12 protein-coding genes and 2 pseudogenes are annotated in these 13,928 nt (G+C 43.6%); 8 read left to right on the plus strand and 6 right to left on the minus strand.

Annotated features, from left to right (window positions below; genetic code table 11):
* Positions 1 to 62 precede the first annotated feature (62 nt).
* From ACLFKQ_RS11585 to ACLFKQ_RS11610, 6 genes and pseudogenes are all read right to left on the minus strand, one after another.
* The gene (locus ACLFKQ_RS11585) at positions 63 to 1,148 is read right to left on the minus strand and encodes a LuxR C-terminal-related transcriptional regulator (protein ID WP_448999961.1); all 1,086 of its coding nucleotides are present in this window, start codon (positions 1,146 to 1,148) and stop codon (positions 63 to 65) included.
* Positions 1,085 to 1,477, minus strand: coding sequence for a GAF domain-containing protein (locus tag ACLFKQ_RS11590; RefSeq protein WP_448999962.1), 393 nt, complete (start codon positions 1,475 to 1,477; stop codon positions 1,085 to 1,087). The genes ACLFKQ_RS11585 and ACLFKQ_RS11590 overlap by 64 nt, the downstream gene beginning before the upstream one ends.
* A gap of 145 nt (positions 1,478 to 1,622) precedes the next feature.
* On the minus strand, positions 1,623 to 1,760 hold the full coding sequence (locus ACLFKQ_RS11595) for a hypothetical protein (protein WP_448999963.1): 138 nt from the start codon (positions 1,758 to 1,760) through the stop codon (positions 1,623 to 1,625).
* Positions 1,761 to 1,946: 186 nt separating this feature from the next.
* Positions 1,947 to 3,755, minus strand: a pseudogene (locus ACLFKQ_RS11600) (reverse transcriptase domain-containing protein).
* 1,306 nt (positions 3,756 to 5,061) lie between these two features.
* A complete protein-coding gene (locus ACLFKQ_RS11605; protein ID WP_448999964.1) occupies positions 5,062 to 5,715 on the minus strand; it encodes a hypothetical protein in 654 nt (217 codons plus the stop codon).
* Positions 5,716 to 5,901: 186 nt separating this feature from the next.
* Positions 5,902 to 6,570, minus strand: coding sequence for a hypothetical protein (locus ACLFKQ_RS11610; protein ID WP_448999965.1), 669 nt, complete (start codon positions 6,568 to 6,570; stop codon positions 5,902 to 5,904).
* Positions 6,571 to 6,956: 386 nt separating this feature from the next.
* Here ACLFKQ_RS11610 and ACLFKQ_RS11615 point away from each other — a divergent pair.
* The 8 genes and pseudogenes from ACLFKQ_RS11615 to ACLFKQ_RS11650 form a co-directional block, all read left to right on the plus strand.
* Positions 6,957 to 8,254, plus strand: a pseudogene (locus ACLFKQ_RS11615) (IS110 family transposase); the annotation flags it as partial.
* A 300-nt stretch (positions 8,255 to 8,554) separates the two neighbouring features.
* Positions 8,555 to 9,709, plus strand: a complete 1,155-nt coding sequence (locus tag ACLFKQ_RS11620) for a Re/Si-specific NAD(P)(+) transhydrogenase subunit alpha (RefSeq protein ID WP_448999966.1) — start codon at positions 8,555 to 8,557, stop codon at positions 9,707 to 9,709.
* 57 nt (positions 9,710 to 9,766) lie between these two features.
* Positions 9,767 to 10,057, plus strand: coding sequence for an NAD(P) transhydrogenase subunit alpha (locus ACLFKQ_RS11625; RefSeq protein ID WP_448999967.1), 291 nt, complete (start codon positions 9,767 to 9,769; stop codon positions 10,055 to 10,057).
* Positions 10,054 to 11,457 carry an NAD(P)(+) transhydrogenase (Re/Si-specific) subunit beta gene (locus ACLFKQ_RS11630; RefSeq protein ID WP_448999968.1) on the plus strand — a complete coding sequence of 468 codons (1,404 nt, stop codon included), beginning with the start codon at positions 10,054 to 10,056 and terminating at the stop codon, positions 11,455 to 11,457. The genes ACLFKQ_RS11625 and ACLFKQ_RS11630 overlap by 4 nt, the downstream gene beginning before the upstream one ends.
* A 134-nt stretch (positions 11,458 to 11,591) precedes the next feature.
* Positions 11,592 to 11,741 (plus strand): hypothetical protein, encoded by a 150-nt coding sequence (locus ACLFKQ_RS11635; RefSeq protein ID WP_448999969.1) that lies wholly within the window; start codon positions 11,592 to 11,594, stop codon positions 11,739 to 11,741.
* Between the two features lie 287 nt (positions 11,742 to 12,028).
* Positions 12,029 to 12,757, plus strand: coding sequence for a dinitrogenase iron-molybdenum cofactor biosynthesis protein (locus ACLFKQ_RS11640; RefSeq protein WP_448999970.1), 729 nt, complete (start codon positions 12,029 to 12,031; stop codon positions 12,755 to 12,757).
* A 52-nt stretch (positions 12,758 to 12,809) separates the two neighbouring features.
* A complete protein-coding gene (locus tag ACLFKQ_RS11645; RefSeq protein WP_448999971.1) occupies positions 12,810 to 13,154 on the plus strand; it encodes a hypothetical protein in 345 nt (114 codons plus the stop codon).
* A gap of 78 nt (positions 13,155 to 13,232) precedes the next feature.
* Positions 13,233 to 13,874 (plus strand): hypothetical protein, encoded by a 642-nt coding sequence (locus tag ACLFKQ_RS11650; RefSeq protein WP_448999972.1) that lies wholly within the window; start codon positions 13,233 to 13,235, stop codon positions 13,872 to 13,874.
* Positions 13,875 to 13,928 lie beyond the last annotated feature (54 nt).

Raw genomic sequence — 13,928 nt, forward strand, 5'->3', positions numbered from 1 at the left:
GAAGGACGGCTTCCACTTTAACTTTCTTTGACACAAACTTATTGACAGATCCATTGGTAAATTTAAAGCTCTAATCCGTCAGCACGCATTAACTTATAAAGTGCTTGAAGTCGAGTTTTTGCTTTTAGTTTGGCTAATATATTGCTAATGTGAAACTTAACGGTACTATCACTAATGTAGAGTTGGTCGGCAATATTGCGATCTCGTAATCCTTTAGCTAGAAGTGCGATTACCTCCTGTTCTCGATTAGTAAGTCTCTGTTGCGTTCCAATATGATTATTGAGTCCCCAACTATCTCCTTTCATGACAGTTTCAACCGCTTCCCGTAATTGGCTTGAAGTCGTAGAGAGGTCAACTTGAGCTTTTGCCCCACTAGGAACCGTTTTTGAGTCATGGTTAACCCAAATGAGGCGATCGCTCTTTTCCATCAGAGAAGTTCGATCTGTCAGTAGGGGAATATGACGCTCCTCATTAGCACAAACTCTTAATCCTGCTGAATAAGCTAGCTGAGTAAATCCTATTTGCAGCAGAGGTAGGCGACATTGAATCTTCAGGGATAACTCTGGAAGATTGACTGGGGAGGGAAATGTCAGAGAAACCTGAATCGCTTTAATACTTGCTTCGGTGTTGATTTTGAGGCTTCCACCAAAACAGGATGCGATCAAGAACAAATTCCCAAAAACCGCTCTCTCCCACTCTTTTGGTGACTGGGGGATTGTCGGTAAAGTAGCGGCGATCGCTTCTAGGGAAACCGAATCTACTTCATAAGTTAAGCGACAGTAAGTACAATCCAGGGTTTTAAGGATCTGAGCAACTTTTAGAAATACTTCAGTCTGAGATAAGTCGAGACTTCTTTCTGTTCCTAGCACTGTCAACTTTGTCTGACCCAGTATATAAGGAAGGCGATCAGAAAGCGAGAGTTCTGCAAGGGTAATTTCTGGCTTGACAGCTTGTGAATCTTGTTTTTCTTGCTGGTGCAGCGAGGCAATCTCTAAAGCCACAGTCAAGGTAGTGCAGAGACTTAACAATACTTTTAAAAACTCTGGTCTCATGGGATTATGGCTAAATGCAGCTAATACCCCAATTACCTTGTCAGAATTAGCCAAGGGATAACCAGCAAAACTCTTAATTTTTTGGCGATTGCCCATTCAGGATATCTAACCCAAGACTCCGAAGCCAAGTTATTACTTAATAGAGATACGCGATTTTGAGCAATTCTACCAATCTTAAATGCCCCCATTGGGATGCGGCTAAAAGAACCATCTGTGCGAGTATATAATCCAGATGATGCAACCAATCGCAACATTTTACGATCTGGTTCGACTAGCCAAATCCGAGCGAAAGCACAGTTGAAATACTTAACCAACCCATCCGTTGCCAAGCGAGCGATTTTCTCTAAGTCTAGGGAAGTAGAAAAGCTTTGAGCGATTTGATTGGCTCGCTGTAAATCCCAGACTAACTTTGTGTCATCAATCATGGTCAGGAAAATTGTTGAAATTAGCGGCTCTACCGAACCTAGTGTGTAAAACTAACTAGAGGTGAAACTAGCGAAGCTGTCACGCTTGGGCAATAAGCGCTCGAAACACTTGCCTAATAAGCATTTCAGACTCGATATTTTGTTTTCAATCCCACAGCCCTTCAAATCTAGCTGCCGAAAGCTGCGTATACCTGACCGTAATTAATAGTTGTACTTCCGAAGCGGTAAGTTGGTTACGAGAGACTTTGCAGCTTTCAGTGCTTGGGGCAATTAAGATAGTCATAATCAGCCCTCCTTCAATATCTTGTCTTACCTTGATTCTAGCAGAGGTACAGTTAAACTAAGCCGAATAGTCACCTCTAGGACTTGTCTGCGAAACTGGACGTGAAGTAGGGTAGGTAGCCAGCGAATTACCATTATGGTACTTTTCCAACCACCCCCCTCCAAACTACGCATGACCGTTTCCGTATCACGTAGCTTTCCAGTAATTTTTACGTCTTAGAGCGTCACCATCGTAGCGTCCATATTGGATTTTCTCGTGGCACTGGCGGCAAACCACTAAAGTTTTACGGTTGCGTGCCGACATTTTCATCATCCATTCTGGGCGTTCTTCGTGTCTTTTTTGCTTAATATCTGCTAATTTGCGGATATGATGGACTTCAATATTGTCCTTAGCACCACAAAGAGCACATTTTTGAGCTAAAAGGCGTTGAACGACTTCACTACGTCCGTTCCAGATCTGAGTGTCCAGATTATCATCGATTTTGACCCACTTGTTCCAACGCAGAGAAACGCCACCAAAATAGGTTATTAGAGGTTTCCTAGAATCACCTTCCACTGTTACTTGTAGCACTCTATAAGTGCCATCTTTTGTATCAATGGTGTGCGATAACGTTTGTAAATTTTCTGGCAAGTAGTTTTGAACTTCTTCGCCAAAGTTTTTACCAGGAAAAGCTCCATAACTCGTTTTAGTTGAGAAAGCATATGGAGGTTGTAAGCCATACGGTAATACTGGACTACTCCTCGGTACTCCGCTTGATACTGGGTAACTATACTGTAGGCATCATCCGATACTCTTTGCGCTAGGTGTATCGGTTTTCCAGAGCGCAGATATTTGACACAATGGTCTTTAATTACGCTTTTGGGAACCTTTAATCCTACGCTGCCATTGATACATCTTTGACCTCGATAGTCATGTTTATTATCGGCGTGTAGTATGTGGATTTCGTAACCCAGGAATTTAGCCACTTCGGTCCTTGCATGGGTAACGAGCGTCTTTTCTTCACTGAGTTCCAGTTTTAACTCGTCACGTAAGAACGTGGCGAGCTTCTGTTTGATCTCCACCGTTTCGGATTTTGAGCCTATTACTCCCAACAGAAAATCATCGGCGTACCTTGTGTACCAAAGGCGACGAAAGTTGGGATCATTGGGGTTGCGGGACGGAATTGACTGCGCCTGTTGGCTCAGTTTCCGTGCCTCATCCAATTTTCCAGCTTGGCGTGCTTTTGAAGCAGCTTTAGTCAGTACATTGTAAGGTGGGTAGACTCTCCTTCGTTGACCACGTGTGTATGCTGGTATTAGCTCGTATTCGACGTATTTATCCAGCTTGTCTAACACCAGATTGGAAAGTATGGGACTTACAACTGCACCCTGCGGAACTCCGCTATAGGTGTCATGATATTTCCAGTTTTCCAAATACCCTGCATCCAGCAACCCCTTGATTAGACGAATCAAGCGATTATCGTGAATTTTCTCTTGTAGTATTTTTAACAGATAGTATGGTCTATTCTATCAAAACACGCGCAGATATCTCCTGCGATAAACCACTTTGTCGCTCGACTTTTCTGGGTAATTTCTAAGAGTGCTGTGTGACACCCGCGTTTGGGTCGAAAACCGTGGAAGTCTTCGCTAAACTGTGGCTCATAGTAAGCTTCTATTAGAGAACGAATTACTTCTTGAAGTAATTTATCCGACCAAGAAGGCATCCCAAGTGGTCTTAGTTTGCCGTTTTTCTTCGGGATATAAGTACGTCGCACTGGAGTCCATCTATAACGCTCATATCTCAGAGCCTCAATGATGGTGTTAATTTTCTCCAGCGACATTCCATCCACGTTTCCGGCGTAACACCTGGTGTCATCGCACCTGCATTGCTGTATAGCTTGGCGTAGGCGCGTAAGTACAAGTCTGGATTATATAACAGTCGATATACATTTTCTACATGCAATCCACGTTGTCCGCGCTCACGTATGATGTTCAGTATCGTTTCGGCTGTCCGCATCTCGCGTACCTCTCGATTTTTGTAACATCCAATTACCTGTTCTACTTCGCCCTGTAAACGGCTCTCCCGTTCTCCCTGGTAGGGCTTTACTCCCACGACTACTATTAGAACTCCGTTACCTTAGGGCTCGCGTCCCATAGGCAATCCCATGTTCCGTCACCATAGAACGTATAAAGAACGACTTAGGCTCCTACTCATATCCTTGAATGAGTTCATTACTCATCGCTTATTGGTCGGGGTGTACCATTAATGAAACTTGAATTAATGGTTACCAATAACATCGGTGTATAGACGTGCTACCGAAGGATGTGCAGTTCCATCGCTGGATATTAGGGTTCAAGCAGTTTAGCTTTAACCATATCGTTCAGGCGTTGCAGGACTGTAATGTACACGTCTTCTATTACTTCCCGCTTTACGAACATGCTCTTGTCCCCTCGCCCTTTCGGGTCTAGGTTAGTTGTTCACCTTGGAGTCGATTACCCCGAACTCCAGCCAACTGTGTTGGCGATTCTATTAATGCGTATCATGGCGCACACTTTCACTTCATCCAGCTTCTCAACAATCTGGTGCTTGTCATACACACCTTGATGAATTTGGTCATGGCAATGTTGGTGAAGTAGAGCCAAGTTATTCTTCCTATGATTTTGGCGACCGCCCTACCTCTCAACCCCCAAGACCTCCAATATTTCCCTCACTGGCAATTTCTCCGCCTCCATCTTCTCTACCCTTGCTAGTAAACGCTTGGGAATATAACGTGACTTTTTGATCGGGCGATCGCCCCCCTCCCACTCTTCATAGTGATACCAGTACTGCTGGTACTCCTTCCCACACCGCTTTATAGGCATGCACTTGATATATCCCGTACCATGTCCTTGTTTTCTCCTTTTTGTACTGGGGGGAGTTATTTGTTCCCCCCTACTTAGAGAAATTAGTTCATCACTTTTATCTTGGTTTGGCACACATCGATTATCGGTACTCAAACAAAAATTAAGCCCAAATATAGCCCAAACTATCTTTATAAGCTATGAATACGTCACGATTATGGTTGAGCCATTCAACAAAACGATACGGACAGCTCACGATTCTGAGCTTGGCTCAGAATCCGTGTCCTCAAGATATAGCTGTACGAAAAGCTTCCAAAGCTTCAGAAAAAGTGTTCAAAGGTGCGGAATGCACTGCCGCTTTCCACCTCGAATTCAATTCGAGGTGGGTCGGCAGATTGTTTGCCCAGCTTCCATTGGTTAGTTCTTTGACGTAAAACACAAGTCTGGTAAGTATTTTATCTCTTTTTGGCTTTGTTTATTGTTTAAATACCGTTAGTCCAGACGGGAGTATTGGGACTGCTAACTCCCAGAGAGCGATCGCGTTCTACCTGCTGGGAAACATTGACTACACTGCGTTTAAACTGCACCCACAAGGCTTTGGCTTGACGGGGTTTGTCTAAAATCCTGAAGACCTCATTACGAGTCTGTTCGTCGGTAGTGCTGTTGTCGCCTTTCTTAATCTTCTCCGTCAGGTACTCGACAAACATCGGGTAGGGAACACCAGGCTCGATTTCCCACTCAGGCTTAGTCGATGTGCCGATGGGCAGTCCTGCAATGAAATCATCCCAATAACTGTGGGGAATGCCACATCTGAGTTGTTTGATAATCGTCTGTGCTAGTCCTTGGGGAGAATGAGAATTAGCCACGATAGGCAGAGCTTGAATTAATGCTCGATAGAACTTTTTAAACTGACTTTCATCCTTCCAGGGTGCTTGTCTCTTTCGTTTGGGTTTGGTTTGTTTGGGAGTTTTTGGTTTGGGCTTGACCCTAGGCGAGTTGACGAAGTCAGAGGAAGCTCCGCCGTGGAACGACGGAGTCTCTCTGACCCTAGCTGACAGCTTCTCTGGTTCTGGATCTAGGCGTTTGCGTAGCAAGCGAACCAAGAATAACGCTAAGCTGTCCAATTTAGTGGACAAAACAAGGCAAAACTTTACTGCATCTGTTTTACAGAGATTCTTTGGGAATTTAATTTTGTGTACCAGTTAAACCCTCTGAGAATTAGCTCCATCAAACCATTGAAATCTCGTTAAAATTCCCCCTACCATTTAGGCTAGAGTTTTCTTGATACAGCGATCGCTACAATTCTTTGTTACTCGACTACTTTAGATTGGTGGTAAACCCATCTTTTCCCTCAGAATAGCTCGTTGTTCGCGCTGACTAAGAGATGATAATTCTGGCTCTGGTTCCCCAAGACGATTCCGACGTTTAACACCCCTCATGATTGGATTCGGTTCTACTTCACTCTCCTCAGTGGGGTAAGAAGTCCCTGATAATCGATCGAGATTGCCAGCAACCCTCTTCAGCACTCGCAGTACCCACGAGCGCTCGACACCTACATATGCTGTTCTGGGGTCTGATTCGGCACCTAGATTAACTACCACTTTTTCCCCACGAGCTAATTGCTCCAGCCAATCGATACACCAACGTATGACTTCTCCTTCATCAGCCAACTGTTGCTGTAGCTGTTTGAGCGACAGCTTACCCTCACCATCTGATTGTGCATTCATCTCGATCTTTGAATTTGGCAGATTATTCAGCCAGTCAGGAATTTGATGGGCTTGATCAGTGTGTAACAGTTGATGGATACGGCTTGAACTTAAGCCAGTGGCTTTAGCTATTGTTCTGATTGATAAACCTTCAGCATGAGCCGTCGCGAGCGCCCAGAGCCGCTCTCGCTCCACATCTTTGACTCGTGTTGTCGCCAAGCGTAAACGGTTAAGCAACTGTTTGTCTTTCAATTCCTTCTCTTTACGGTGGTCTAATGATTCCATTCCACTGAGTTTATCAGCTATTTCTTGAGCTTGTCCAGTTTTTTGGACGGCTTAGCGTTGTTCTTGGTTCGCTTGCTACGCAAACGCCAGTCGCTTAGGAAAGTTTCTCTTAAGAAACAATCAAGCGATCGCACAGTGGATAATGGTCACAGAACTTAGAAATTGCTCTAGTTTTCGGAGTCTGACAGAAGCGTTCCATGAGCGGCGATTGCTCATAATGAATAAAAGAAACAAAATCAGTCACAGAGGAGAAAACCCCTTAATATTAATGGTGGTCGCCTGACAGTTAAGACCGAACCCTCATTGGTGCGATTGCGCCCGCACAGAAGCGTGGTTCTAGATGTTTAAGGGAATGAAATTGGTGAAGCCACAATTGGGCTATCCCGTTTAGGAGAATTACTAGTGATTTGTATGCTTTAGCCAATTGGTTAAAAGAGTGCCAAGTCAAGACAGTAGCAATGGAATCAACGGGAGTGTACTGGATTCCTCTATTGCAAATTCTGGAAACTCAAGGTTTGGAAGTCAAGTTAGTCAATGCCCATCATGTCAAAACCGTCCCTGGACGTAACAGTGATGTACTTGACTGTCAATGGTTACAGCAATTACACAGTTATGGTCTGTTATCTGGTTCATTTCGACCCGATGACCAAATCTGCGTTCTGCGTAGTTATATTCGTCAACGAGATAGGCTAATTAAAAGTGCCAGTACTCACGTTCAACGAATGCAGAAAGCTCTTAGGCAAATGAATCTGCAACTGCATCGGGTGATTAGTGATATTACTGGCATCACTGGCATAGCAATTATTCGTGCTATTGTGGCTGGAGAAAGAAACCCCCAAGTCTTACTGCTTTGAAAAATCCCCGCATCAAGAGTAGTGTCTCAGAGATAGCTCAAGCCTTAACTGGAGATTACCGTGTCGAACACATTTTTGTGCTGCAACAGGAATTACAACTTTATGAAGTCTATCAAAAAGCGATCGCTGAATGCGACCGAAAAATTGAGCAATGTCTAGCTTAGTTTGCTAATCAAATTGATGTCGAAACTTCACCCATTCTTCCCGCTAAAAATCGACGCCATAAACCTCAAGGGAATCAACCTAATTTTGACTTGACAACTCATCTCTATCGTATTAGTGGTGTTGATTTCACTCGAATTGATGGGCTTGGGGTTTTGACGGTACAGACAATTCTTTCTGAAGTTGGGCTTGACCCGACTCGCTTTGCTTCTGTCAAACATTTTTGTTCTTGGTTGGGTTTATGTCCTGCTTCTCGTATAACTGGAGGTAAGATTAAAAGTTCTCAGACTCGTTGTGTCGTTAATCGAGCAGCTAATGCCTTCCGAATGGCAGCTCAAGCTCTCAAAAATAGTCGTTCTGCTTTGGGTGCATTCTCTCGTCGTCTGCGAACCCGTTTGGGTACTCCTCAAGCACTTACAGCTACAGCACATAAAGCGGTGCGACCCCCCTGGGGTTTCCCCAGCATGGGAACGCGCACCAAGACAATAGCACGGCTTTTCTATTATCTTTGGACCAGAGGTGAGGCTTATGTCGATCCAGGAGTTGATTATTACGAACAAAAATATCAAGAGCGACTCGTTCAAAACCTGACCAAAAAATCTCACTCTCTCGGCTTTGATTTGACTCCTCAGTCCGTCTCCCCCTCTGTGACTGATTTTGTTTCTTAGGAGGGGGATAACATGTGTTTGGCGACGAACCTACTCAAAATACCCGTACTTTCGGTCAAAAATACTCGTACCTTACCCCAATAACAATTCATTTAGCCTATTTTAGCTAGGTTTCGACCCTAGAAGTACAACCTTAACCAATCTAATCTGAGTCCCAAATTATACCGTTCCAATTCTCGGCTGATATAAGTTGCTATAGTCTTTCGTCATTCGTTATTTGTCATTTACCTAGAATCAGTCACTAATGACCGACGACCAAAGACTAATAACCAATGACTCTTTAAAGATTAGGAGAACTTTATGAAAGTAGCCATTGTCAAAGAAAACGAGCTAGGTGAGCTTCGAGTAGCACAAGTCCCCGATACCGTATCCCGTTTGGTCAAAAAAGGCTTTGAAGTTTGGATAGAAACGGGTGCTGGTGTTGGTGCTGGTTATGACAATGCCGCCTACGAAACAGTAGGAGCCAAAATAATTGCCGATCCAGCCTTATTGTGGGGAACAGCAGATATTCTGCTTAAAGTTAATCCTCCTGGCAAGCAAGATGGTAAGTCGGAAATAGACTGGCTCAAACCGGGAGCAACCCTAATTAGTTTTCTCAATCCCTTGGGCGATCCTACAGTCATTCAACAGCTAGCACAGCGTCAAGTTACAGCTTTCAGTATGGAGCTAATTCCTCGTACTACACGCGCTCAAAGCATGGATGCGTTGTCGTCTCAAGCTAACATTGCTGGTTATAAATCAGTGTTATTAGCAGCAGCTAGTTTACCGCGAATTTTCCCGATGATGACTACTGCCGCCGGAACGATCCCGCCAGCTAAAGTATTAGTTTTAGGTGCCGGTGTAGCTGGGTTACAGGCGATCGCCACGGCACGAAGATTGGGTGCAGTGGTAGAAGCTTTTGATATTCGCCCGACTGTCAAAGAACAGGTTCAAAGTGTCGGTGGTAATTTTGTCGAGATTGACCTTGAAGAAACTACTGAAGGCGATGGTGGCTATGCCAAACAAGTGGGGAGCGATACTCAAGAGCGAATTCGTCAGAGATTGAGTCCCTACGTTGCTAAGGCTGATGTCGTGATTACTACTGCCCAAGTTCCAGGTAAACCAGCACCTCTGTTAATTTCAGCAGAAACAGTGGCGCAGATGAAACCGGGCTCGGTAATCGTGGATCTAGCAGCAGAAAGTGGCGGCAACTGCGCCTGTAGTGAAGCTGGTAAAAACATCAACTATCAAAGCGTAACTATCATCAGTCCCACCAATTTACCTAGTACCGTCCCTGCTGATACCAGTCAGATGTATGCCAAAAATCTTTTAAACTTCGTCAAACATTTGACTAAAGATGGAGAGCTACAGCTTAATTTTGACGACGACATTACTGGTAGTGCTTGTGTAACTCACGCTGGAGAGATTCGTAACCAACGGGTAAAAGAAGCGTTGTTAGTGGTTAGTAGTGTTTAGCCCTCCTACTAACTATTAACTACTAACTACCAACCAAAAAATATAGGAGTTAATTTTATGGAAGCAGGATTACTTACAGGCTTAGTCGTATTCGTTCTCGCCTCCTTCGTAGGATTTGAAGTAATTAATAAAGTTCCCCCGACTTTGCACACTCCCTTAATGTCTGGTGCTAATGCTATTTCTGGCATTGCTATCGTAGGTGCTTTATTAATTGCTGGAGTAAGGCAATGGAACCTCACTACGATTTTGGGCTTACTTGCCGTAGTGCTAGCTACAGTCAACGTCGTTGGCGGTTTTTTGGTAACCGACAGAATGCTGCAAATGTTTAAAAAGAAAGAAGCATCATGAGTACATATTTAAACACGGGAATCGAACTAGCTTATTTAACTGCTGCTGCCCTATTTATTCTGGGGTTGAAAAAATTAGGTTCGCCCGCTACCGCCCGTAAAGGTAATTTTCTAGCAGCAGTGGGAATGTTAATTGCTGTTGTCGCAACTTTGTTAAACCAATCCGTACTCAATTATGAATGGATTTTGGTAGGTATCATTGCTGGTTCTTTAATTGGTGCGATCGCAGCACAAAAAGTTGCCATAACTGATATGCCGCAAATGGTGGGTATTTTTAACGGGGTTGGCGGTGCGGCTTCAGCTTTGGTAGCTGTCGGTGAATTCTGGCGGTTACTCAGTACTACTGGTACTGTTCCTTTAGATGCGACTTTTATTGCTATTGTGGGAGTGTTCATCGGTGGCGTAACTCTGACAGGAAGTGTATTAGCCTTTGTTAAACTTCAAGGTTTGGTAACTGGTTCCCCCGTTACCTTTCCCCTACAACAACCGGTTAACGTTTTACTGCTGGCTAGCTTTTTAGTCGGTAGTATTTATTTATTAATTCAGCCCGAAAATTCCGCAATTTTTCTGGCTATAACTGCCATCTCTTTACTGCTCGGCGCTTTATTCGTACTGCCCATTGGTGGTGCTGATATGCCTGTCGTGGTTTCTCTGTTGAACTCGTGTTCGGGTTTGGCTGCCAGTGCCGTCGGCTTTATTCTAGGCAACAGTATGCTCATCGTCGCCGGGGCATTAGTTGGAGCTTCAGGGTTAATTTTGACCCAAATCATGTGTAAGGCGATGAATCGACCTCTTACCAACGTGCTATTTGGTGCGTTTGGTGGCGACAGTACTACCGTCGGTGGTACAGGTGGCAGAGAAATCGATAAAACCTACCGTTCTATCGACAGTGAAGAAGGGGCAATGATGTTGGGCTATGCTCGCTCTGTGGTAATCGTTCCCGGTTACGGTATGGCGGTAGCTCAGGCGCAACACGGCGTACGAGAATTGGCTTCTCAACTAGAAAAAATGGGAGTGGATGTTAAATATGCCATTCACCCCGTTGCAGGTAGAATGCCGGGACATATGAACGTACTATTAGCCGAAGCCAATGTTCCCTACGATCGCCTATACGATATGGATGATATTAACACCGAATTCGATCGCGTTGACGTGGCTCTAGTTATCGGTGCTAATGATGTGGTCAATCCCGCCGCCCGTAACGACAGTCACAGTCCCATCTACGGTATGCCCATTCTCGATGTCGATCGGGCACAACACGCTATAGTCATCAAGCGCAGTATGCGGACAGGTTTTGCAGGAGTAGATAACGAACTATTCTACAAAGACAAAACAACTATGTTATTCGGTAGCGCACAGGATGTAGTATCGCAGTTAGTAGCGGAGGTAAAACAATTGTAATTTTTGTAGGGGCGCAGGGTTTGCGCCCATTACTATTTTTGGGGCAAGGTCGATTGCTTGATGCAAGAAAAGTTTACTATTGAATTAAACCTCATCTACTTTGAAAACCGTAGTTTTTCTTCTTCGGGTTCGAGATGTTTCTTGACCCAAAGGCGATCGCTCTTCACTCTAATAACCAACCAAATAATTCTCCCAATGCTATTGCACCATTGTCATCGCGAGGTATTCTATCCCAAGTAAATACAGTAATAGTTCCCAAAAAAATTGAGTTAGAACTGCTATAACCAGAAATTTATCTAAATTTGAGGCGCGACCACATTGGGATTTAACTACCTACTCAAATATACCCGTACTAGTTGAAAAAAATACTCGTACCTCGATCCAAACAAAATTGCTCGTGACTCTATAAACACAGGGTTGAGAATTTCGAGTACAGGCTTAATCATATTAATGTAAATACCTCAAATCACTATATTTCAAGCAATCTGATATAAGTTGGCTATTAGTCATTGGTTTATTGAATAAAGACGAAAAACGAAAGACCAAGGACAAATAACAAAGGACAAAAATTATGACAACCCAACCCATTTCCAACGAACTTGCCCTGAGAATTGCCTTGGCTGCTAGAGTATTACCCGATGTGTCTGTCAAGGATTTAGTTGAGGCTTTGCAAACCAATCTCGACTATGAAATTACCGAAGAATCTCTCAGTAAGCTTACCGTTACTCAGTTAAAAAGATCCTTCGGCAATATCTATGAAGTAGATAGTGAATGGGAAGGCGAAGATGCCGATAATAGCGATATCGCAGCGTTCAAAGAAGCAGTAAGAATCTTGTGGGGTGAAACGGGTTACTTTGAAGAAAATTTACCCATCGAGCCATATCGAGAAGGAGATCTGCCCAACTCCATCAGAATTGCTGTTGCTTCCAACACTGGAGAGCAGTTAGACGGACATTTTGGTTCATGCCATCGTTACCTAATTTATCAGCTATCAGTAGATGAAATTAGATTAATCGATGTTCGCTCCGCCATCGAAGTAGAGTTCGCCGAAGACAAAAATAGATTTAGAGTCAATTTAATTAAAGATTGTCCCGTTCTCTATGTTGTCTCTATCGGCGGTCCTGCTGCGGCTAAAGTCATCCAGGCTTATATCTATCCGATGAAAGTAGAACCGGGTGGTTCGGCAAGAGAAATTCTAGCAGACCTACAAAAAGCGATCGCCACTTCTCCACCACCTTGGTTGGCCAAGATTTTAGGGGTTACAGCAGAAAAACGAGTAAAAAATTATACGGCTATTTAATTAGTCATTGGTTGATAGTTACAAAGGACAAACCATAAAGAACAAAACAACTATGAGTATCAAAAACGATCGAGAGCGAGTTCGAGAAATTCAACAGATAACGGGATTGAAACCCACTCATTTTGCCGATCTAATTCGAGTTGCCCAACTAATTTACGATCCTAGTGGGGGTGTATCGGGTAAAGTTGTTGAGGTTAATTGGCTAGATTTTGAAATTCCTAAAAAGGTTGTAGCCAATTTGCGCTTGCTCGGTAAAAAATATCAGTACGAATCGCCTCATGTCTCTATTGACTTAGTGTGGGATGAATTGACTCCAGAAACTCGCAGTTGGTTTATCGCCCACAAAAGTATTTTATGGGCGATTGAAGAGGCATTTCCTGCTTTGGATGAAGATTGAGTCGGTTAGTAGTTAGTGGTTAGTAGTCATTAGTAACCAGAGACGACAGATTAAAAACACAAACAATAAGTAGTGATTATGCAAGTTTTAGGAGCTTTCAACAAGTTCGAGCAATGCGTTCTCAATATGTCTCTAATTAACATTTGCGATAGCCAAAGTTATGTCGCTCGGCAGATGCGCCAACAATATAATGATTGGAAGCGAGCGACCGAAGAGACAGTATATAACCCTTGGCTCGATCTCCATCAGTTTACAATTTATCTGCCCCATCCCGACCAAGAATACGAAGATATTACTCTCGATAAAGGATTGACTAAAGGCTACAATGTCGAAGTCCATCCGATTAAAGATTCCCAAGAATTACTCTATAACATTCCTGAAGGAGGGCATTTTGTAGTCATTCTCAAACAAAGACGAGTTAATGCCGATTCGGCGATCGCGGCTACTGGAATTTTCGTTCGCTCTTTGGGCATTCTCAGCTTGGATGTCATCATCGATCCCGACCGAGGTGAATATCAATCCCTGGTGGTCAAACATCCCCTAATTAGAGAATATCCTCAAGACTGGGAAAACAAATTGAAAATGTTTTTGAAAGGAGAAATTAGAGGAGAAGAATTGCCCCGCGTAGTAGGATATGTCGATCGTAGTTTAAATCGAGACTACAGACCTCCTTCTTGGAATGAGTTGTACTTAGCTACTAGTGATTTTACGGGTTTTTAAAATTTATTCTTTACAATAAAGGAAAATTTGGCGGTCATTTTATCGAGAGCAACT

It is taken from the genome of Myxosarcina sp. GI1(2024) (assembly GCF_053543375.1).